This window comes from Prosthecobacter sp. (genome assembly GCF_044222565.1).
Classification (GTDB): Bacteria; Verrucomicrobiota; Verrucomicrobiia; order Verrucomicrobiales; family Verrucomicrobiaceae; genus Prosthecobacter.
This window is the reverse complement of sequence record NZ_JBGANA010000005.1, coordinates 37193-58547: the sequence shown is the minus strand read 5'-3', so window position 1 is coordinate 58547 and position 21355 is coordinate 37193. Positions and strand designations below refer to the sequence as shown.

Annotated in this window: 14 protein-coding genes; 8 read left to right on the top strand and 6 right to left on the bottom strand. The window is 62.0% G+C overall.

Annotation, left to right across the window (positions count from 1 at the left end; translation table 11 throughout):
• Positions 1 to 113: 113 nt before the first annotated feature.
• Entirely contained in the window at positions 114 to 1793 is a 1680-nt protein-coding gene (locus tag ACILSR_RS08865) for an FMN-binding protein (RefSeq protein WP_395749396.1), read from the bottom strand.
• 447 nt (positions 1794 to 2240) lie between these two features.
• Here ACILSR_RS08865 and ACILSR_RS08860 point away from each other — a divergent pair, with 447 nt between their 5' ends.
• Positions 2241 to 2516: an addiction module protein gene (locus tag ACILSR_RS08860; protein ID WP_395749395.1), complete on the top strand. Its 276-nt coding sequence runs from the start codon at positions 2241 to 2243 to the stop codon at positions 2514 to 2516.
• Between the two features lie 942 nt (positions 2517 to 3458).
• Here ACILSR_RS08860 and ACILSR_RS08855 read toward each other — a convergent pair.
• The 3 genes from ACILSR_RS08855 to ACILSR_RS08845 form a co-directional block, all read right to left on the bottom strand.
• Positions 3459 to 4199, bottom strand: coding sequence for a DUF434 domain-containing protein (locus tag ACILSR_RS08855; protein WP_395749394.1), 741 nt, complete (start codon positions 4197 to 4199; stop codon positions 3459 to 3461).
• A 161-nt stretch (positions 4200 to 4360) separates the two neighbouring features.
• Positions 4361 to 5140, bottom strand: coding sequence for an ASCH domain-containing protein (locus ACILSR_RS08850; RefSeq protein ID WP_395749393.1), 780 nt, complete (start codon positions 5138 to 5140; stop codon positions 4361 to 4363).
• A 169-nt stretch (positions 5141 to 5309) separates the two neighbouring features.
• Positions 5310 to 5957 carry a dihydrofolate reductase family protein gene (locus ACILSR_RS08845; RefSeq protein ID WP_395749392.1) on the bottom strand — a complete coding sequence of 216 codons (648 nt, stop codon included), beginning with the start codon at positions 5955 to 5957 and terminating at the stop codon, positions 5310 to 5312.
• 522 nt (positions 5958 to 6479) lie between these two features.
• Between ACILSR_RS08845 and ACILSR_RS08840 the strand changes: the two genes are divergently transcribed.
• Positions 6480 to 6848, top strand: a complete 369-nt coding sequence (locus tag ACILSR_RS08840; RefSeq protein ID WP_395749391.1) for a hypothetical protein — start codon at positions 6480 to 6482, stop codon at positions 6846 to 6848.
• 89 nt (positions 6849 to 6937) lie between these two features.
• Positions 6938 to 7438, top strand: coding sequence for a hypothetical protein (locus ACILSR_RS08835; protein ID WP_395749390.1), 501 nt, complete (start codon positions 6938 to 6940; stop codon positions 7436 to 7438).
• A 72-nt stretch (positions 7439 to 7510) separates the two neighbouring features.
• Here the strand turns inward: ACILSR_RS08835 and ACILSR_RS08830 are convergent, their stop codons facing one another.
• Together ACILSR_RS08830 and ACILSR_RS08825 are read right to left on the bottom strand one after the other, a co-directional pair.
• Positions 7511 to 8899 (bottom strand): sensor histidine kinase, encoded by a 1389-nt coding sequence (locus ACILSR_RS08830; protein ID WP_395749389.1) that lies wholly within the window; start codon positions 8897 to 8899, stop codon positions 7511 to 7513.
• Positions 8900 to 8903: 4 nt separating this feature from the next.
• A complete protein-coding gene (locus ACILSR_RS08825) occupies positions 8904 to 9587 on the bottom strand; it encodes a response regulator transcription factor (RefSeq protein WP_395749388.1) in 684 nt (227 codons plus the stop codon).
• 108 nt (positions 9588 to 9695) lie between these two features.
• On the opposite strand from ACILSR_RS08825, the gene ACILSR_RS08820 reads away from it, so the two are divergent.
• From ACILSR_RS08820 to ACILSR_RS08800, 5 genes are all read left to right on the top strand, one after another.
• A complete protein-coding gene (locus ACILSR_RS08820) occupies positions 9696 to 11981 on the top strand; it encodes a multiheme c-type cytochrome (RefSeq protein ID WP_395749387.1) in 2286 nt (761 codons plus the stop codon).
• A gap of 157 nt (positions 11982 to 12138) precedes the next feature.
• A complete protein-coding gene (locus tag ACILSR_RS08815; protein ID WP_395749386.1) occupies positions 12139 to 12771 on the top strand; it encodes an RNA polymerase sigma factor in 633 nt (210 codons plus the stop codon).
• A complete protein-coding gene (locus ACILSR_RS08810; protein WP_395749385.1) occupies positions 12768 to 18065 on the top strand; it encodes an InlB B-repeat-containing protein in 5298 nt (1765 codons plus the stop codon). The genes ACILSR_RS08815 and ACILSR_RS08810 overlap by 4 nt, the downstream gene beginning before the upstream one ends.
• A gap of 240 nt (positions 18066 to 18305) precedes the next feature.
• Positions 18306 to 19490 (top strand): type III polyketide synthase, encoded by a 1185-nt coding sequence (locus ACILSR_RS08805; protein WP_395749384.1) that lies wholly within the window; start codon positions 18306 to 18308, stop codon positions 19488 to 19490.
• A gap of 322 nt (positions 19491 to 19812) precedes the next feature.
• Positions 19813 to 21039, top strand: coding sequence for an FAD-dependent oxidoreductase (locus ACILSR_RS08800; protein ID WP_395749383.1), 1227 nt, complete (start codon positions 19813 to 19815; stop codon positions 21037 to 21039).
• Positions 21040 to 21355: the final 316 nt, after the last annotated feature.

Below are 21355 nucleotides of genomic sequence, written 5' to 3'. Positions count from 1 at the left end.
AGAGCCGTAGGCGTATAACTCTGCAAAAATGATGCTATTTATTTCAGGCATTTTGTTGAGATGCGCCTGACGTGAATGCATGGCGGGAAGAGGTATGGCTTAACACACCCAATTCAGCCCGGGGCCAGGAGGAAAACGACTACCAGGCACAGGGCGGCGAGCCAATCGCGGGTACCGAAGTGGTCGGCGTCTCCGGTGAAGCGGAGGAGTTTGAAGAGGGCGCCGGTGGGGCAGGCGTAGCGGCAGTAGGCGAGGGGGGTGAAGAGGGACCAGAGGAGGCCGCCGATGGCGATGGCGATGCTGGCCCATCCGGCGACGCGGAAGAGGTAGGCGTCGAAGGGTTCGAGTGCGTTCAGATTGACGGGCCAGGCAAAGGCCGCGCTGAAGAGGACGAGGGCGAGGAGGAGGAAGGGGAGTTTGGAGAGGGTCTTGTCGATGGTTTTGGAAGGGGACCATTGCCAGGGGAGGCGGCGCACGAGGAGCTGCTGCAGGGCGCCGTGAGGGCAGATGTGGTGGCAGTAGAGCTGTTTGCTGGTGAAGACGGGGCCGAGGAGGGCGATGGTGGCGAGGAGGACGAGGCCGGTGGCATTTTTCCAGGGGGTGCCGTGGGCGGCCCAACCAGCGAGGAGGCCCTGGGAGAGCATTTCTCCGGCGATGAAACCGCCGTAGAGGACGAGCAGGGCGTGGTGCAGGTGGCGGCACCAGGCGCGACCGCGCAGGGGGGTGAAGGCCATCGCAAAGGCGGCGAGGAGGATGGTCACATGACCGGTGTCCTGCCAGCGCCATCGTGAGCGAAGCTGCTGCCACCAGGTGCGGCGGGCTTCGCTTTCTTTGAGCCAGGATTCGGCGCGGACGCGGACGCCTTCGGCGATGCCATAGCTGGTCTGGGTGGCACCGGAGACGCCTTCGATGCCGGCGGCGTTGAAGTCGATGTGAGCGATGTTTTCGGTGGTCATGCCATCGAAGGTCTTTAGAAACGCGGGGTCGCCGGTGACGTAGCCGACGTACTCCTCGGTATCGTAACTGCGACGAAGGGCGATGCCGCGCAGGGTGGAACCGGTGGCATCCATAAGCATGAAGGTATCGCTGGGGCCTTTGTAGCCGATGGTGCTGTCTGAGGCGGGGGCGGTGCGGACGGCGAGGGCGATGAGGGTGCCGGTGGCATCGAGGACGTCTTGGGAGCCGGGGTGAGATTTGGATTCGCGGAGGGAGGCTGCCTTGGGTTCGAGCTTTTGGACTTCGGCGAGGGTGAGGGCGTCGGGGAAGCGCAGGGAGGTGGTGGCGCTTTTGCCGAGGCGGCGGAGGACGCCTTCGGCGATGGCGCTGCTGGTGAGGGTGGCGCCGGTGACGGCCTGGGGCTGGAGTGTGGCGAGGTCGGCGGCCTTCTTTTCGGTGAACTGCTTGAAGAAGGGGCGGTGGCGCACGACTTCGGCGAGGTGGTCGGTGGTGTCGCCGCTGGAGAGAATGCGGAGGCCAAGGACTCTGCCGCGGGAGTCGAGGGCGATGAGGGTGTTGGTGGGGCCCGAGTAGCCGATGATGTCGTCCGCCTCCGGGGAGGTCTGCATGACATGGCCGAGGGTGATGCCGGAGGCGTCCTGCACACCCTGCATGCCGCTGCTGTTTGGCGGAGTGAGAGAGGCAGCGGCGGGGAAGAAGTCGTGGATACGGTCCGGGGTGAGGGCGACGGCTGAAGCCGTGGGGTGGGTGCGGCGGAGGGCGAGGACCGCGAGGACCAGCAACGACAAACGCCAGAGGCGGAGGGCGTGGGGTTTCCAGCGGTGGGGAGCGGGCATGGGGGAGTGCTAGGGAAGCACTGATTTTTTACACCGCGAGCTGCGTAGCCGCGAAGCGAAATTAGAAAACCTCAGAGATCGGATTCTTGGGAGCCGCAAAGAAACGCAAGAGGGGGCGCAAAAATGGGACCGGAATCTGATGATTTGGTTTTTGCGACTTCTGCGTTTTTTTTGCAGATAGTTTTGCTCCGAGAACTCTGAATTTAGTGGCCGTGGACAAAAAAGAGGCGCGGGACCGGTGAGGGGCCGCGCGCCTGACGATCACTTTTGTTGTGAGCTCTTCCTAGAGGGGTCGAGCTGTACGTGTCGGTGATCACTGAGTTATCGTGGTGGGTGGGAGGGGTGGATGTGTGGTGGAGTGTTTTTTGCCAAAAGGCGACTTTTACCGCTGACCAAGGGATTCGGATCGTTCTCGACAACTGTGACGGGAGACGTTAATTTCAGGCCATGAGCCAGACGCTGGATCATATCAAAGAGGAGATCAAAAGCCTTCGGCCTGCCGAACGTTTTGACCTGTGGCGTGATCTGGGACAGGAGTTCGACACGTCGATGGGTGAGAGTGAGGATGGAGCATCGGTTGAAGCCGATTGGGACGCAGAAATTGACGCTCGTGTCAGGCAGGTAGAGAAGGGTGAGGTGGAGCTTGTCTCTGCTGACGAGGCGATTGAACGCGTCCGTGCCAAGCTTGCTGCTCGGCGTGCCGAACTGACGACGGCGGCATGAAGCTGACGGCCATGCATCCTCTGGCCGAGCAGGAGTTGGATGAAGTCACTGACTACTACGCGGCGATTGACGTAGACCTGGCCGAGGCGTTTGTGGACTGCTTTACGTCCTCCAAGCAACGAATCACCTAACACCCGCTGCATTTCAGGCAAAGGAGAGGAGTGGTGCGCCGAGCCAATTTAAGCGCGCCGTTTGGCGAATATTATCTGCCGTTCATGATCTGGAAGGACCGCGTGGTCATCCTCGCTGTCGCCCACGCGAAGCGTCGGCCCTATTACTGGCAAAAACGCATCGGCGAGGCGAAAGACTTGTTCTGACCGAGAGTCGATCTTGGGGGAACGAGCAGCAGCAGACAAAAAAAGAGGCGCGGGACCGGTGAGGATCCGCGCGCCTGACGATCATTTAGGTTTCGTGCTCTCTCCCGAGGGGCCGGGGTCGAGTGTCGTATCGGTGATCAATGAGTTATCGTTTGGGGTGGCAGAGGCGGATGGGTGGAGAGGAAATTATTTTTGGCGGCGTGCGGGCGGGTGAAGAAGGTGCCTGGCGTTAGAGCGGGAGAAGGGTAAAAAAATTGAGGGTAAAAAGATTTCTTCCGTTAGGTCTCTTGGGGAAGTTGAGTTCCGCAGTGCGGGGACAAAAAAGAGGCGCGGGACCGATGAGGGTCCGCGCGCCTGAAGATCATTTTCGTTTCGGCTCTTCCTAGAGTGGTCGAGCTTTTGTGTCTGTGATTACTGAATTATCGTGGCAGGTGGGAAGGGCGGATGTGGGGATTTTGTTTTTTCGGTGAGATTGATGGGTGGCCGCCATGAGGCGCAAGAAGGGCTCAAAAAACGGACCCGAATTTGGAGGGCTGATTTTGCGACTCCTGCACTTTTTGCGGCTGGACTAGGTCTGCCCTGCTTTCACTGACGGACGGGGCAGAAAAAGCCGGAGGCGCAAGGTTTACTCGCGCAGATCCACCACCCATGCGGGGCCGCAGCGGTGGGTGAGGATGAGGTCGGAGGCGAGGTTGTACCAAGAGGCGGCGCCGTCGATGACGACGGCGTCGGAGCTGATGGTGATGGCGTCGCGTGCGGCGATGAGGTCGGTGTCGGGATTGAAGACGGGTTCGACGGTCCAAGGCCAGGCGTGCTGTTCGGCGAGTTCGCGGATGCGGGCGGCGAGGCGGCCGCTGTTGGAGACGGGCTTGTCGAGCAGCCAGTGGACAGAGGCGGCGTGGAGTTCGGCAAGGCGATTGCCGACGAGGGTGATGGCGGTGTCCGTTTCTACCACGGTGTGGTAGGAACCGTGGACGCTGGACATGTCGCGCAGGCAGCCGTCCCGGCAGTGCAGGAGGACGCCGCCGCTGAGGGCGGCTTCGAGGGTGACGAGGAGATTGAAGCCGTCGATCCAGACGGTGCGGCCGTGCAGGATTTCTGCGGGAATGTGATTCTGTGAGCGTGCTTCGCGTGCGGTGTCTGAGCAGGCGGCGCGGGCGGTGGCGAGGCGCTGCCGCTCGCGCAGTTCGTAGCGGTCGCCGACGAGCTTGACGGCGGAGTTGCGGGCGTAGCCGCGGCCGAGGAGCCAGGAGAGGTCTGCCACGGCCTGGCGGAGGGCGGGTGTGGAGGCGGGGCCGAAGAGTTCTTCATCCAACGGGTGCCTGCCACGATGTCGGTCTGCGCTGCTCATGGGAATGGCGCGCATGATGAAGCAGGGGGCGGAAGAGTGCCCGTTTTTTTAACCACAGAGGGCACGGAGGAGGGATTTTGGGGGATTGAGGGAATGGGGAGCAACCTGAGTGGGTTTATTAGAGAGAGCCCATTAGCTGCGAGGAGCGAGGTCCCAGATTCCGTCTAAAGCCGGTACTACAATACTTGAGCTGGCTGGTTTCGAATCAGGGGCGATGCGGAGATCCGGAACGGGCTAAAGTCCGAACTACGTACTTGGTTCAAGAGCGGCGGAGATGCTGGGTTATTCGAGAAGTGCGGCAGAAGACAGCCGAGTTTTGGTTTGGTGCTCCAAGTGTTAAGCTGGAAGGACTTTGGGCAGACAGATTTTTGAAACCTCTGAAGTGGTGCTGGGTGGAGACAAAAAAAGAGGCGCGGGACCGGTGAGGGTCCGCGCGCCTGACGATCACTTCTTGTAACGCTCTTCCCCGAGGGGTCGAGTTTTGTGTCGGTGATCAGTGAGTTATCGTGGGGAGTTGGAACAGTGGATGGGTGGAGAGGGGAATATTTTTGGGTGGTGGTGCTGAAAGGGTTCACGACCGAGATCAATTCAAAATGGCAGCCGATGATGGGGGTTTCGTCGGTGGGTTTTTCGTCGGACCAGCAGGATTCATGGTCGCGGCGGAAATCTTCGGCGCTGGTGCAGGCTTCGCCGCGCCAGAGCTTTTCAGGGATGGAGCCGAAGGGGGTCTGGTAAACTTCGGTGATGCGGATGTGGCAGCGCAGGGTGCCGCGGCGGTCGTAAACTTCGACGATGTCTCCGGCGACGTAGCCGCCGTCGTCGTAGTCGCCAATGGGGATGTGCCAGTTCTTGGCGAGATCTGCGGTGGCGGTTTTATGGCCGTCGAAGACTTGATGCAGCAGGCGATCGTCGTCCTGGTCGCGGCCCCAGAACTGGGTTCGTTTGAGACGGTGCATGATGATGAGTGGATGGGGCCAAAAAGAGACGCAGAATTACAACCCAAGAGATTGGAAGACCGCAGAGGGGACCGGAATTTAAACCACGGATTACACGGAATACACGGATGCCGGATTGGGTGGAGGGAGCTGGAATGGCCGAAAGAAGGGGAATGAGTGTATGATCGGTCTATTGGCGTGTCAGCACAATGTGAGTCGCTCGTGGGGAAGTGACGTGCTGGGTGCAGGTGTAGCCGAGGGCGGGGAGGTTGAGGCCGGTGAGGAGGGGCTCGCCGGTGCCGAGGAGGACGGGGGAGATGGCGAGGTGGAGTTCGTCGATGAGGCGTGCTTCGAGGTATTGGCGGATGGTGGAGGCGCCGCCGCCGATGCGGATGTCTTTTCCGCCTGCGGCGGCGCGGGCGCGTTCGAGCGCGGCGTGGATGCCGTCAGTGACGAAATGGAAGGTGGTGCCGCCTTCCATGACGAGGGGGTCGCGAGGATGGTGGGTGAGGACGAAAACGGGCATGTGATAGACGGGGTTGTCGCCCCACCAGCCGCGCCAGCTTTCATCGGGCCAGGGGCCGCGCACGGGGCCGAACATGTTGCGGCCCATGATCCAGGCGCCGACATTGCGGAAGCCGCGGGCGGCGAAGTCTTCGTCGATACCAGTCTCGCCGTCGGGTTTGCCGAAGAGCTTGGACTGGAAGGTGCGCGTGGGGAAAGCCCAGGCGTGGAGGGCAGTGCCGCCGATGCCGAGGGGGTTGTCGAGCGTTTGGTCGGGGCCGGCGGCAAAGCCGTCGAGGGAGAGTGTGAAGCTTTCGACGCGGAGTTTGGACATGGGGAGTGGTGTTGTTCGGGGTAAGGAGCTGGCTGATGATGTTATGCTGTTTGGTGCAGAAATATCAAAGAAGATGGATGGCCGCAAAGAGTCGCAAAAGAGGGAACAAAAGGAATCTGGCATGAAGGGCACTCGTTTAAGGATCATTATCGCGGTTTTCGTTGCCACTGGGCGCAGGCGTGGGGCGGAGGTTTGTCAGACGCTGCTGGCACCCGGCAGACTGCGGCGAAGCGCTGGGTTTGCTTTCCGATTTGCCTGCGGTAACCCAGGGTCGCCTCGCTGAGGCTCGGCTGACCCTGGGCTGTAATCCGCAGCCCTTTCAGGGCTGATGTGTGGCGGAGTCAAGTGATGGAAGAGAGCGGTATTCCAGCAAGAAAACGCATAGTCCCGACATCAGGGAACCCACGAAAAGATGCCTTAACCGAGTCACATTCATATCTGGTATCTTTTTCGACGTGGCGAGTTTAGGTCTATCGCACGGAACAGCCGGAGGTCCGCTTTAACCCACAAGATTTTTCGTCTATGAGTAACGACGTTGAGATTAGGCCTGCATTCCAAGGCGGTCCGAACATCGCCATGAAGGTGCCTTTGATTGAGTATGAGGCGACGTTGCGGTTCTATCGGGATGTCGTTCGGTTGCCGCAACTTAATTCCTACAAACCGGACAATGTTTTTCAATTCGGTTCAAGTCTCCTGTGGTTGGACTGCGTTGCAGGGATTCAGCAGGCGGAAATCTGGCTTGAGCTTCTTGCCTCAGACACCAGCCTTGCAGCTGAGCATTTGAAGAGATCAGGCGTTGAGAGATGTGATTCCGTGGAGACTTTGCCAACGGGATTCGATGGTTTCTGGATTCGCAGCCCCGCTTCTGTTGTGCACCTCATCACTCGATAGCGTTCATATCCACACGGAGACCCCTACGAGGAGCTCAGAACGAACTAGGGTGAAAATGGAAAAGAGTCGTCAGTCCGAATGCGCACATCATGACCGAGAATGACATCTTCGAGCAGACCCAAGGTGCCTACCTCTGTCTGATTCATCCTATTCGACGTGAGGACACCTATCGGCGGGAGATTGCACCGGTGATTGCACTGGCGCCTTCGGTGCCCGACGAGCTTGTTGCAGCGATGCTTGTGGGCGCGTCGTGGCGGGAGCGACTTCTGGGACTGTGCATGGCGATGTCCAAGCCACGCGCCATATTTACCGAGGCGATGTCGCAGTCACTGCGAGACCTCCGTGGTATCTCCATTGTCCCGACCTGCGCGGCGCTTGCCGTGCTGGCACGGGAGGGTGCCTTCGAAATGCCGCTGTCATTCGCGGACAGGTTCGACCGCACTGCTTTTGATGAAGAGGTTGGCTGGGCTACGGACAAGGCCATGCATTTTGCTGGATTGCGCGCAGAAGATGTTCCTGGGCGCGGACCGAACTACGGACAAGTTTTTGAGGACCATGTTGAGGTTTACAGTTGGATTTATGCGGGCTGATCATCCGCTCGTAGCGAACAGCGGCGTTAGCATTCGATTGTCCCATACATCAGCAGCCCTCCGCTTCTCAGATCAAACCACATTCGCGGAGGTGAGGGGATCGCTGGCGGGGAGGTCGATCCAGAATTCGGCGCCTTGGTCGTCGTTGTTGCGGCAGCCGGCGGTGCCGTGGTGGGCATGGGCGAGGGCCTGGACGAGGCTGAGGCCGAGACCCATGCCGGGGGTGCGGGCGCTGGAGGCGGAGCCACGGACGTAGCGCTGCCAGATTTTCGCCTGATCGGCTGCGGTGAGGCCGGGGCCGGTATCGCGCACGGAGATGCGTGCCTGCTCGCCATGGATGCTGAGTGCGAGGGTGATGATTCCGCCACGCGGGGTGTAGGCGAAGGCGTTGTCGAGGAGGTTGGCGACGGCCTGGTTGATGCGCTGGCGGTCGATGAGCACCCAGCGGGTGTCCGGGGCTTCGAGGGTGAAGTGGAGGCCGCGCTCTTCGGCGGCTGCTTTGTAGAGTTCAAACAGATCGGCGAGCAGCTGGCGGAGGTCGATGATTTCGAGGTGCAGCTTCAAGGCTTTGTGCTCTGCGGCGCGGGTGGTGAGGATGGTCTGCACGAGTGCGGCGGCGCGGTCGAGCTCCTCCAGGCCGCGCGCGGCGGCATCGCGTGCGGTGGGATTGTCGATGTGATCGTGGAAGGTTTCGAGATTGCCGCGGATGCGGGCGAGCGGGGTGCGCAGCTCGTGGGCTAGGTTGTCATTGGCGTTTTGGAGTTCGGCGGTGAGGGCATCGATGCGGTCGAGGCCGGTGTTGAAGGCGGTGGCGAAGGCCTGGAGTTCAGGGACAGCGCCGGGCGCCTGAAGCCGGGCCTCGGTGCTGCCCTGGGCGAGCTTGTGAGTGCTGAGCATCATCTCCCGCACGGGCTGCAGCACGTGACGCACGAACCACCACAGGGGCAGCAGCATGAGGACGGTGGAGGCGAGACCGGCGAACCAGAGATGGCGGCGGATGTGCTCGACGTAGGCGAGGTCTTCGGCGTCGGTGCGGCCGAACCAGAGCGCATTTTTATCGTCGAGAATCTGACAGCCGACGAGCAGCTGCTGCTGGCGTTCGGGGTGTGGAATGGTCATGAGCCAGGTCTCAGATGGCTTCAATTTCTTGGGCGGACGTTTGGGCCAGTTGTAGCCTGCGACGGCGTCCGGGGTCTGCTCGAAGATGGTCTCGCCTGCGGGATTGGTGATGCGGACGGCCTGGCTTTCCTCGTGTTTGCCGGCGGCAAAAACTTCGGTGAGTTCTTTGAGGCCATTGCGGTTGTAGAGCACGGCGTATTCACCCAGATCATCGAGCACGACGGCGCGGGCGATGCTGCTGAGGTTTTGCCGCATGGCCCAGCCGGCGACGGAGATGCAGAGGGCGGTACTGAGGGCCATGAGGACTGCGAGCAGCAGACCCAGCCGCCAGGTGGACGGCATGCGCTCAGGGAACAGCTTTGATAACATAGCCTTTGCCTCGGACGGTTTGCAGATGGGACGGCTGGCCTGGAGTATCGATCTTCCGGCGCAGGCGGCAGATCATCGCATCCACGACATTGGTGCCGGGGTCAAACTGGATGTCCCAGACTTTTTCGAGGAGGAATTTCTTGGTGAGCGTGCGCCCTTCATTGGAGAGGAGGACTTCCAGCAAAGTCCACTCGCGGGGCTGGAGCTCGATTTTTTCGTCGGCATGAAGCAGGCGGCGTTTGATGGGATCAAGCGTCCATCTGCCGATGTGGCGTGTGGCCGGAGCGGTGGTGGTGCTGCCGCCGGCGCGGCGCTGAAGGGCCTCCAAACGCGCGAGCAGCTCCTCCATGGCAAAGGGTTTGGTCACGTAATCATCGCCGCCGGCTTTGAGGCCACGCACGCGGTCGGTCACGTTGTCGCGCGCGGTGAGAAACAGCACTGGCAGGGTCTGCCCGGCGGCCCGCATTTTTTCCACGACCGTGAAACCATCCATGTCCGGAAGACCAACATCGAGGATGACCGCGGCAAAGGCCTGCTGACGCTGCAGTGAGAGGGCCGCGACGCCTGTGGTGCAATGCGTGCAGGTGTGACCTGCCTCGTGCAGCCAGTGCATGGTCTGGCGCGCGAGTTCGTCATCGTCTTCAACGAGCAATATTTGCATGGTGGCGCGCAGCATAGGCACAGGCGCCTGGAATTGGCACCCAAATTGGGGGTTCATTACCAAACGATAACGTGTTTCGAAGATGGAATTGTGTCGAAATCCCCTGCCATGAGTCGTCTCTCCTTAGCGCGCCGCTGGATGCTGGCCGGGCTGCTGCTGCAGCCTGCGCTGCTTTTCGCCGGGAACGGCCAGTGGACCGTGGTGGCGTGGAACAACCTCGGCATGCACTGCATGGACGATGACTACAGCGTCTTTTCCATCCTGCCGCCGTTCAACACGATCAACGCGCAGGTCATGGACGCCGCAGGGCATCTGATCACCGATCCGACGGCCTCGGGGATCACCGTGACGTATGAAGCCGTGGCAAGTCCGGACGGCTCGATCAACACGACATCCCTTGGAAAGACGAACTTTTATGATTATGCGGCGGTGCTGTTTGGCGCCGGCCTCGGCACTGACCAGGGGCTCGCGGGAAAGTCGATGCCCGGCGCCGGCAACACGCCGCAGGTCATGACGTGGGACTCTGGTATGAAATGGTTTGAGGCGGCGGGGATTCCGCTGACACCCACGGACGATGCGGGCCATCACAATCCGTATCCGCTGCTGCGCATCTCGGTGAAAAACTCCCTCGGCGGCGTGCTGGCCAGCGCAGACATCGTCGCTCCAGTCTCAGACGAGATGGACTGCCGCGCCTGCCACAAGTCCGGCTCCGGACCTGCCGCGATGCCCGCCGCCGGATGGGTGAACGATGTGAATGACAAACGCGACTTTCGCCTGAACATCCTGCGGCTGCACGATGAGAAGAGCGCCGCTGATCCGCTCTATGCGCCGGCGCTTGCGGCGATGGGCTACGCACCGCAGGGGCTGTACCACAGCGTGGTGAATGCCAACAAGCAGGTGCTGTGCGCCACCTGCCATGCCTCCGAGGCGCTGGGCACCGGCGGCTATGCAGGAGTGAAGGCCCTGACTGCGGCGATGCATGGCAGGCACGCCACCGTGACCAACCCGACCAACGGCCAGCTCATGGACTCCGCCCTCAGCCGCAATGCGTGCTACCTTTGTCATCCAGGCTCCCAGACACGCTGCCTGCGCGGAGCGATGGGCGGCGCGGTAAATGCCACGGATGGATCTCTGGTGATGCAGTGCCAGAGCTGCCACGGCAGCATGAGCACCGTCGGCAGCGTGGCGCGCACCGGCTGGCTGGACGAGCCGAACTGCCAGGCCTGCCACAGCGGGGATGCCCAGGCCAATGAAGGATCGATCCGCTTCACGAGCGTCTTCAGCGCGCCGGGGGTGATGCGTGTGCCTGCCAACCAGCGCTTTGCCACAAACGCAGACACGCCGATGGCGGGCAAGTCGCTGTTCCGTTTTTCAAAAGGGCATGGAGGCCTGGTTTGCAGCGCCTGCCATGGCAGCACTCATGCGGAATACCCATCCCTGCACCGGGATGACAATCTCTACTCCTGGAACAAGCAGGGGCACCGCGGCAAGCTGGCTGACTGCACGGTCTGCCATCCCTCCATGCCGTCCAACAGCGTGGGCGGCCCCCATGGCATCCACCCCATCGGCAGCCAGACCTGGGTGAAGGACCATGCGGACATCGCCCGTGCCATCAGTCCGAATTACGCTGCATGCCGTGAATGCCACGGCACGGATCTGCGCGGCACCCCGCTCTCTCGCGCGCAGGCGGATCGGGCGCTGAGCACGAAGTTTGGGCTGCTCACGCTGAAGCGCGGCATGGAGGTGAGCTGCTACTACTGCCACAATGGACCCGGTAGCAGCAATGCCAGCACCCACGTCGGCCCCACGGTGGCAAACGCGCAGCTGGTGGTGCCCTTGAATACGCAGGCGAGCGTCACGCTGACTGCCAGCGGCGTCAGTCCGCAGCTGCGCGTGATCCAGCAGCCCACGCACGGCACTGTCGGCATCTCTGGAACGGTGGCGACTTACTTTCCCGACTTCGGATATCAGGGGCCGGATGCGTTCACCTACATCGCGAGTGATTCGGGCAGCTTTGTGGACTCGCAGCCTGCGACGGTTGCAGTCACCATTGGCATCACGGACTACAAGCGTGACACGGATGGCGACGGCTTGAGCGACTGGCTGGAATACACCCTGGGGCTCGATCCCGCGCTGCGCACCACGCAGCGGCCGCAGCACCAGATCGAAACCATCGGAGGCGTTTCCTACCTGACGATGCGGGTTTTTCGCAGTCCGATGCGTCCTGCGGAAATGAGCACCACGGTCAAAGTCTCCGGTGATCTCATCAACTGGACACCAGCGACGATTCTGAGCGACACCCCCACGGAACTCAAAGTGCGCGACAGCACTGGCAGCAACGCCGCCACGGCGCGCTTTCTGCGGATAGAAGCCAGCGGCCCTAACACGCCTTGAGCCGTTTAACAGGCCCACAGCAGTGCCATGTAGAGGGGGAGCGAAAGCGCAAAACACGCACAGCGCATGCCATGACGCGCTCAGTGCACGTGCTTCATTACCAAATGATAACGTGTCTTCCGGGGAGAGACATGGCCAAGTGCCCGGCACGCTTTCCATGCACTCCACCACCACCAGTCTTCCGCCGCAAGGCGAGCACGAGCTCCTGTTCGCCCAGGCGCTGCGGGGAGACGCCGCCGCGGCGGAGCGGCTGTACGTCCGCTGTGTGCCTGCGCTGGCAGGATGGCTGGCGCGGCGCTTTAGCATGCACATCGCGGAAGACGTGGCGCATGAGGCCATGGCGGAGGCTTTTCGCCAGGGCGAGCACTTTGAGCCACGCGGATCGTTCTGCGGCTGGCTCTGGAGCATTGCCTGGCATCGCGCGCTGAACACCCTGAGGAATGAAGCGCGGCGGAAGGCGCGTGAGGAGCTGTATTTCCAGAGTGAGAGACCGGTCCAGGTCCAGCAGCAGCATGAGCGGCATCTGCGGCTGACAGCCCTGCTGGCCAGGCTGCCCAGCTCCCAGCGGGAGCTGCTGGTGCTTCACTACGTGCAGGGAAAATCGAGCCGGGACATCGCGGTGCTGCGTGGCCGCACCCGCAGTGCGGTGGCGGTGAATCTGCACCGCCTCTGCCGCAAGCTGCGGGAGCAGCTCACCCAGCCTTCCGGTGCGCGTGGCGCACTACGGCCTTCTTCATCGTCCCGCATCTCCGCCTTTGCTGCCACCAACCTGCAAGCCCACCGTTCATGAAACGCGCGCTCACTTCCACATCTGCTGCCACGTGCACGCCACGCCGGTTTCATTCGCCTGCACGCCATCACAGCGGCCTGGCTTTGAGCCTTCTCACGGCGCTGCTCTTCTCAGTGGCCGGCACTCCCGCAGCACGCGCCAGCATCGCCTACGGCAGCATCAACAACTTCGACACGGTGAATGACACCGGCAAGGAGTGTCACGGTTTTGAGATTGAGCTCGATGACATCCACAGCACGGACATCACCTACACGTACAACTACAACCACTACGGAGTGCCGGAGATCACGGAGGACAATTCGGTGGCGGGGCATCCGAAGGTCTTCATCCGCTGGCAGAGCAAAAAGAATGCGGACGGCACCTGGGCGGCCTACACTGCCATCCCCGCCGCGCCGATCCCGCCGACGCAGGGGCATCAGTTCACCAACCCCGCGGTGAACTTTGGCGGAGAGCATTTCGGGGTGGGCTACACGGTGCAGCCCAGCGCGGTGCTGTACAACTGGCTGGTGGACAGCGGCTCTGGCACGCTGGTGCATGGCGGCGCGGTGCAGGTGTCCACGCCCACCTTTACCTACTACCCGCCTGCCGTGGCAGCACCTGCGCAGGTGCAGGCGGTGATCGCGCCGCCACCGCCTCCGGCACCGCCACCCAAGGAATTTGGAAATGCGGTGTGGATGAAGGAGATCAAGACCACCACGCATAACGCGAGCAAGGTGAAGCTGCGCGACCTGGTCTCTGATGATCCTGGCAACCCGAACGACAAAAACTGGAAGAACGGCGAACCTGACGAGGTCGAAACGGAGTGGCGGATCCTGCAAAAGAAAACGAGCGCGGCGGACGGAGGCCCGAACAACAAAGTGCCTGCGGCGGCCGAAGCGCTGCCGAACGGCAATGAAGTCGTGACACGCCGCTACGAATTCTACAAGTACACCGGCCCGCTGGATGCTGAGACGGGCGAGGCGATGGCCACGGCAGTGGGACCTGACGGCCAGCATGGGTCCGGCAGCGCCACGTATGCGGACCACTTTGACGCCGGCCTGGGAGAGTGGGCCACCGTGACCACGGACATGGCGACGAAAGTCGTGGTGGGAGATTTCACCGGTGCGCAGATGGCTGCGGTGGATGTGAATGCCGCCGTAGGATTGATCGACCACACTGGGGAGGGGAAAGTGGGCAAGGCCTTCGCGCCGCGTACGGTGGTGGTCGAAGGCGCGCTGCCTTTCACGGCGACGAAATCGGGGACAGTGCCGCCGGGGCTGAGCTTTAACGAAGCGACGGGCGTGCTCTCCGGAACGCCCAGCACCGCAGGCACCTACAGCTTCAGCGTCATCGCCAGTGATGGTGTGAACCCTGACGTGCAGAAAAACTACACCATGAACATTACGCCGGCTGGAGCCGCGGCGCCGGCACAGAGCCTGCTGGACACGGCTGCAGCGCCGGTGGGAATGGGCACGACGACGGGAGACGGCTCCTTCAACGTGGGAGACAGCGCCACGGTGACGGCCACGCCGGCGGCAGGGTGTGTGTTTCTGAACTGGACTGACAACGGGCAGGTGGTGAGCGTGGACGGCAGTTACACGCTGACCATGGATGTGAACCATTCGCTGGTGGCGAACTTTGCGCCGATGGTGACGCAGTGGTCGGTCACGACGAGCGCCGCGCCAGCCGCGGGTGGCACCACGGCGGGAGACGGGCTCGTGGATGATGGCACGAGCACCACGGTCACCGCCACGGCGAACGCGGGCTACGGTTTCACCAACTGGACTGAGGGCGGCACCATCGTGAGCACCAGTGCGAGCTACACTTTCGATGCCACGGCGGACCGCGTGCTGGTGGCCAATTTCTCCCCCCTGCCCTCTTTCACCGTCAGCACCAGCGCCGCGCCAGCGGCGGGTGGCACCACGAGCGGCGACGGCGGCTTTGTCAGCGGCACCAGCACCACGGTGGCGGCCACGGCAAATGCGGGCTACTTCTTTGTGAACTGGACGGAGAACGGGGCGCAGGTGAGCACGAGTGCGAGCTACACGTTCAACGTGACTGCGAACCGCACGCTGGTGGCCAACTTCGCCGTGACCGGCAGCATGCTCCGCACGATCTCGACTTCCGTTACGCCGGCGAACTCAGGCACGACCACCGGTAGTGGCTCATACGGTGATGGTACCAGCGTCACCGTGGTGGCAACGGCGGCGCCGGGTTACAAATTCAGCAAATGGAAGCAGGGCGGAAGCAACGTGAGCAGCGCGGCGAGCTACACGTTCACCGCGAGCGCGGACCGTGCGCTGGTCGCGACCTTCACGCCGGTCTATTACATCACGGGGACGTCGAATCCGCCGGAAGGAGGCACGACGGAGGCGGACAGCGCCAGCTATAATCCAGGGGATGGCGGCAACATCATAGCCAGGCCCACGGCGGGATGGCAGTTTGTGAACTGGACGGAAAACGGCAACATCGTGGGAACAGGCACGACGCTTAACTTTGGCAACGTGCAGGCGAATCACGGATACGTGGCGAACTTCGCGCTGACAGGCGGGGTGAACATCGCCACGAGCGCGGGTCCGGCGGCTGCGGGCACGACGAGCGGTGGCGGCAGCTACTTGATTGGTGACAGTGTGACCGTCAGTGCGATGCCCAATGCTGGTTACGCCTTTGTAAACTGGACTTCTGGGGGCACGGTGGTGAGCAGCGACGCGAGCTATACTTTCACTGCGAGTGTGAACCGGACGCTGGTTGCGAATTTCGCCACGGCGAACAGCATTGTCACAAGCTCCGCACCGGCGGTCGGTGGCAGCACCACTGGCGGCGGCGCCTATGCCAGCGGCACGAATGTGACCGTGACTGCGACGCCGAACGCGGGCTACGCCTTCCTGAACTGGACCGATGGCGCGGCGATCGCCAGCACGAGTGCGACGTATTCCTTCACCGCGAGCACGGGACGCACTCTGGTGGCGCACTTCGTCGCTGGCTATACGATTTCGGCTGCGGCGAATCCGAGCTTTGCGGGCAGCATTAACGGAGCTGGCATCGTCGATCCGGGCGCGAGCGTCACACTTTCCGCGACGGCGAATGCCGGCTACACCTTTGTGAACTGGACGGACGCCACTGGCACGGAGGTGAGCAGCAGCGCGAGCTACACTTTCACCGCGAATGACAACGCCACGCTGACGGCCAACTTTGCCGCCGCGCCGGTGACCATTGATTTTGATTTCGACACTGCGGCGCCGGTGCCGGCGGTCAATGACACGCTGCCGCTGCCGCAGACCAAGGCGGGCTACACGGCGACCTTCAGTTCGCCGGCAGCGGCGAACGCCTTCAAGGTCAGCACCGAGGCTGCCAGCGGGCGTGTGCTGTCGAAGTTTGACGGCAACTACCTCGAACCGCTTGCGGACAATGCCACGCTTGTGCTGCAGTTTAATCTTCCGATCACTGGGGTGAGCATTGACTTTGCCACGGTGGAAGCGCTGAATGTCGATGTGCCGTCGAACGTGCAGATCACCGCTTATGACACCTCAAGCGGCACGCCGGTGAGCGTGGGCACGGGCATCGCGCACGGCACTGTGACTGCAGGAGACACATTGCCAGTCGGCACGATCAACTTCAACTCCACGGGCGGTGCCTTTGACCAGATCGTGCTGCAACTCCCCGCGGCGCCGGTGGGAGCGCTTCGATTCCTGGTGGACAACATTCAGGTGAGTCCTGCCTCGAGCACGGGAGGAGCGCTGACGCTGGCCAATCCGAACTGGAACATCACGCTGTCTGATTTCGGCTATTCGGATTTCCTGCTCGACAACACTCCTGGCTTTGTGGGACGCGAGTATCTCTCCGGTGAGTGGGGCAGCGCGGTCGCCTACCAGCGCAACGGCCAGACGCAGTCACCTACCTGGCTGGACCCGAACTTCCTCTATCCTGACTGGCAGACGAACTCGAACTTTCATGTGGTCACCGGCATTCACCTGGTAGGCAGCAATGTGGATGGACTGCCGATCGCGGAGTCCGTGGTCTCCAACGACGATCTCGAAATCACGCTGCGTTTTGAGATGGTGGACACAGTCGTGGGTACACCCATGGGTGTGACGCCGGCCAGCGCCGCGAACGCGGTGGCGGCGATCAACAGCAACCGCTATGTGATGAACCAGACTTTCAGCGTGAAGAATGTCAGCGGTGTCAGCATCACAAATCTGCAGCTGTTCCAGCTGCTGCATGGCTTCATCTCCCAGCACGGTCAGTATGACAACCGCAGCTACACTGGGAAGCTCTCAGAGTACCGCTACGATGCCACGATGTCGGGAGTGGATGGCAATGCGGCCGGAGACCAGAGTTCCAGCATCGGGCTGGAGGACCTGATCGGCTTCCATTCCAAGGTGGCGCCCACGGCCTTTGAGATCGGCAGCTATGGGACTGAGGGCAACGGCGTGGATGATCATGTGAGCGGCAAGCCTTCGGACGGAGTGCATCTCTCGATCGAAAACAACTGGCAGAGCGGCCCGTACACCGGGCGCAAGGGCCGTGACAGCTTCGCGCCGGCGAACCGCTGGATTGCGGGCGGACAGCGCTGGGATCTGGGCGACCTGGCGGCGGGGCAAAGCGTGAACTTTGACATCGTGCTGAGCCTGCTCACGGGCACCAAGGTGGTCGTCACGGGAGGAGGCTCCAACGGCACCGGTGGCGGTGGCAGCTGCAACGGCGGCTCCGGTCATGTGGGAGGCGTCGATTTCGAGTTCGACGGCATCAGCCAGGAAGGCACCTTTTTTGGCGAGTATTCCGACGCCGACGACGCGGAGATGGCGGAACGTGAAGCCGAGGGAGAGTTTGCGATGCCAACGGTTCAGACGCCGAGCGCCACACGCAGACAGTTGTGGAAGCTGAACTACAACGGAGTGCACACGGGCAGCATCAAACTCAAATTTGCGTATGATCCAAGCCTGCTGCCGGCCGGCTATGATGAAAACCAGCTGGTCATCTACCACTTCCGGAACGGCACCTGGGAGAAGCTCAGCTGCAAGGTGGATACGGCGAACAACATCATCCAGGCGATCTCGCCCAGCCTCTCGCCCTTTGTGCTCGGAGTGAATGATGTGGTGGTGAAGCCGCAGGTGGAGGTTTCTGCATCGAGCCCCGGTACGCTCAATGTGAGCTGGCCAGATTCTTTCACCGGCTGGATCCTGCAGGAGGCGGCTGATTTGAACCCAGCGAGCTGGATCAATTCCACGCGTCCGATCACTGCGGCAGGAGGCTACAACAGCGTTGTGGTGCCGATCAGCTCTGGCGCAAGATTCTTCCGACTGCTGCGACCTTGATTGGTATTGCGTTGGAAAGGGTGATCTAAGCGGAATGCCGGCCAAATTCCCCGGTAGTTTCTGACTTCCTTCACGCGGGAGGCTGGGCATGAGATCGTGGACGAGGAACCTGGTGGTATCTGCGAATCCTGAATGATACGACTACAAGGAGACTGTTCGGGGTAGGAGGTGCGTAATACGGGTTGGTGTGGTATCTGCATGCCGCTGCCTGCTTTCCTCAAACGTACTCCTTTTTGATTCATGCCCGCCTTCATCCACCACATCGCCACGGAGACGCCGGAGTTTATTTATAGCAATGAGTTCGCTCGGGAAAGGATGAAAGGGTGGGTGACGGAGCCGAGGGCGAAGAGGATGGTGGAGATGATTTATGAGAGGACGGGGATCGAGACGCGGTATAGCGCGAGTGATGATTTCCTGAGGGATGATGGGGTGCTGTTTCGGACGCTGTCGGATGGGACGATCAACTCGCCGACGACGGGGGAGAGGAATGCGCTGTATGCGAAGGCCGCACGGGAGCTGGCGGTGAGGCTGGCGCGGAAGACGCTGGCGGAGTGCGCGGTGTTTGAGAAGGGGGAGATCACGCACGTGGTGTTTGCGTCGTGCACGGGGTTTGCGAATCCGGGGCCGGACTATCACATCATCCGCGAGCTGGGGCTGAATGAGAGTGTGGAGCGGTACACGGTGGGGTTCATGGGGTGCTATGCGGCGTTTCCGGCGTTGCGGATGGCGGCGCAGTTTTGTGAGGCGAATCCGCAGGCGGTGGTGCTGGTGATGTGCCTGGAGCTGTGCTCGCTGCATTTGCAGGTGAGCGACCGGCCGGAGAGCATCGTGGCGAATGCGCTGTTTGCGGACGGGGCGGCGGCGGCGCTGGTAAGCGCGCGAGAGCCGGCGGGTGAGAGGCCGTACTACCGGCTGCAGGGATTTCAGTCGGCGCTGATTCCGTCAGGGGAGACGCACATGGCGTGGGATATTGGGGACCATGGGTTTAACATGGTACTGTCGGCGTATGTGCCGGAGCTGATCGGGAGCAACATCCGGGAGATGGTGGGGGGGATTTTGGAGAAGCGGGGACTGGGGCTGGCGGAGGTGGATGAGTGGGCGGTGCATCCGGGCGGACGGGCGATCCTGGACCAGATCGAGGAACAGCTGGGGCTGCCGGGGGAGGCGCTGGAGATGTCGCGGGGGGTGCTGCGGGACTACGGGAACATGAGCAGTCCGACGGTGATGTTTGTGCTGAAGGGCTTTCTGGAGGAGGCGGAGACGGAGCGGGCGATGACGTGCGCGATCGCGTTTGGGCCGGGGCTGACGGTGGAGACGGCGGTGCTGGAACGGTGCGGGGCGGCGGTGGGGACGGCGCGGGGGGAGGGGAAGGGAGAGAAGGTCGCGCTGGGAGAGGCGGTGGGGATGCTGGATGCTGGGGGCTAGATGCTGGATGGCGGATGCGGAGCTTTGGGGCTATGGGAACACTGATTTTACACCGCGAGAGATTGGAAAACCGCAGAGATTGTTTCTGAAAAGTAGAACCCGTCTTGATCACCGAAACTTGTATGAATCAGAGTCTCCTTAGAGCTGCTTTCGAAACTCATTTCCGGTTGGGAGGCCGTGTCTTCCTTGAATGTTATGGGCTTCGACGGCGGCGGGCTGGGGACAGCCCGCCCTACCCGCGCTGGGCGCTCGTAGATCCAGCGCTGGTAGGGCGCTTGGTCCTCCAAGCGCCGTTGGGTGGACCCAAACTCGCCTTTTGAAGATGAGTTTCGAAGATCGCTCTAGCGTGGACAGCCCGGGGGGCACTGCGGACTACGATGTGATCATCGTGGGCGGAGGGCCGGTGGGGTTGCTGCTGGGGTGCTTGCTGAAGCGGGAGGGGCTGGGGGTGCGGGTGCTGGAGAGGAGAAGGGAGTCGCTGAGTTATTCGGCGGCGATTGGGATCACGCCGCCGTCGCTGGGGATTTTGAGGAGGGTGGGGCTGGCGGAGGCGTTTATCGAGGCGGGAGTGAGGGTGCAGGATTGCGTGGTGCACGGGCGCAGCGGGAGGCTGGGAAGTGTGTCGTTTCGGGAAATCCGGGATGAACACCGATTTATCCTTTCGCTGCCGCAGGCGGTGACGGTGGGGATGCTGCAGGGGTGTCTTGGGACCGAGAATGTGGAGATGGGATGTGAAGTGACGGGGGTGCGGCAGGTGGGGGAGGTGTGCGAAGTGGTGACGGGGGACGGGCGGGTGCTGAGGGCACGGTTTGTGGTGGGGTGCGATGGGAGCCGGAGCCGGGTGCGGGAGTGCCTGTGCCTGCGGACTCTGGGAGGGGGCGGCATCGGAGTAAGGAGCTCCCAGGGGGTGCGGACCTACGGCTGCCATTTTGTAATGGGGGATTTTGTGGATCGCAGCGGGCTGGGGGAGGAGGCGCACCTGTTTTTCACGGAGACGGGGGCGGTGGAGTCGTTTCCGCTGCCGGGGGGGATGCGACGGTGGATTGTGCAGACGGAGGGACCCGGGGTGCCTGCGGTACCAGGGCTGATCAGCGGACTGATCCGCGAACGGACGGGCCTGGAGGTGGCGGCGGGGGATCAGCGCAGCGAGAGTGCGTTTTCGCCGCATCGCTACCAGAGCGAGCGGTATTATGCGGGGCGGGTGATCTTGTGCGGGGATGCGGCCCACGGGATGAGTCCGATCGGCGGGCAGGGGATGAACACGGGCTTTGCGGATGCGGAGTTTCTGGCGGCGGTGCTGGGACGGGGGGATGAGGAGGCGCTGGGGCTGCTGCCAGCGTATGAGCGGTATCGGCGGAAGGCTTCTCTGGCGGCGACGCGGCGGGCGGAGTGGGGGATGGGCCTGGGGACGTGGCGAGGCAGGGCGCGGTGCGTGGTGCGGGATGCGCTGATCAGGCATGTGCTGTGCCGGAAATGGGTGAGCCGGTGTGTGGCGGAGTTTTATGCGATGCTGACGATTCCCTACGGGAGGGTGCCGGAGGATTTATGATTTACGATTTATGATTTATGATTTGCCGGAGGGGGGCGAGGTAGTGAGGTCAGGAGGATTGAATGGACTGGGGGAGGCGGACGGATTGACGATTGATGAGCCATCGATTTTTGATTTTTGAATTCTGAGGGGGGGCGCGGGGAATCTGGGGAAAGGGAGGTTTGAGACAGGCGGCACACTCAGGTCGGCTGGGTGCGGGGTCTGGCCTATGGAAGCTAGGCGATGGGCCTGATGGATGAGGGATGGCGTTGGCTGCCACCGGTGGCTAGGTGTCTTCCACGCCGAAAAGCGTTGAACCGCAACCAGAACCGACTAA

What these genes read in the sequence shown, in the direction of transcription:
- ACILSR_RS08835 (WP_395749390.1), top strand. Translation starts at nt 6,938, where the DNA reads ATGACCGAGAATGACATCTTCGAGCAGACCCAAGGTGCCTACCTCTGT.
- ACILSR_RS08805 (WP_395749384.1), top strand. Translation starts at nt 18,306, where the DNA reads ATGCCCGCCTTCATCCACCACATCGCCACGGAGACGCCGGAGTTTATT.
- ACILSR_RS08815 (WP_395749386.1), top strand. Translation starts at nt 12,139, where the DNA reads ATGCACTCCACCACCACCAGTCTTCCGCCGCAAGGCGAGCACGAGCTC.
- ACILSR_RS08810 (WP_395749385.1), top strand. Translation starts at nt 12,768, where the DNA reads ATGAAACGCGCGCTCACTTCCACATCTGCTGCCACGTGCACGCCACGC.
- ACILSR_RS08825 (WP_395749388.1), bottom strand. Translation starts at nt 9,587, where the DNA reads ATGCAAATATTGCTCGTTGAAGACGATGACGAACTCGCGCGCCAGACC.
- ACILSR_RS08845 (WP_395749392.1), bottom strand. Translation starts at nt 5,957, where the DNA reads ATGTCCAAACTCCGCGTCGAAAGCTTCACACTCTCCCTCGACGGCTTT.
- ACILSR_RS08820 (WP_395749387.1), top strand. Translation starts at nt 9,696, where the DNA reads ATGAGTCGTCTCTCCTTAGCGCGCCGCTGGATGCTGGCCGGGCTGCTG.
- ACILSR_RS08800 (WP_395749383.1), top strand. Translation starts at nt 19,813, where the DNA reads ATGAGTTTCGAAGATCGCTCTAGCGTGGACAGCCCGGGGGGCACTGCG.
- ACILSR_RS08855 (WP_395749394.1), bottom strand. Translation starts at nt 4,199, where the DNA reads ATGCGCGCCATTCCCATGAGCAGCGCAGACCGACATCGTGGCAGGCAC.
- ACILSR_RS08830 (WP_395749389.1), bottom strand. Translation starts at nt 8,899, where the DNA reads ATGCCGTCCACCTGGCGGCTGGGTCTGCTGCTCGCAGTCCTCATGGCC.
- ACILSR_RS08860 (WP_395749395.1), top strand. Translation starts at nt 2,241, where the DNA reads ATGAGCCAGACGCTGGATCATATCAAAGAGGAGATCAAAAGCCTTCGG.
- ACILSR_RS08865 (WP_395749396.1), bottom strand. Translation starts at nt 1,793, where the DNA reads ATGCCCGCTCCCCACCGCTGGAAACCCCACGCCCTCCGCCTCTGGCGT.
- ACILSR_RS08850 (WP_395749393.1), bottom strand. Translation starts at nt 5,140, where the DNA reads ATGCACCGTCTCAAACGAACCCAGTTCTGGGGCCGCGACCAGGACGAC.
- ACILSR_RS08840 (WP_395749391.1), top strand. Translation starts at nt 6,480, where the DNA reads ATGAGTAACGACGTTGAGATTAGGCCTGCATTCCAAGGCGGTCCGAAC.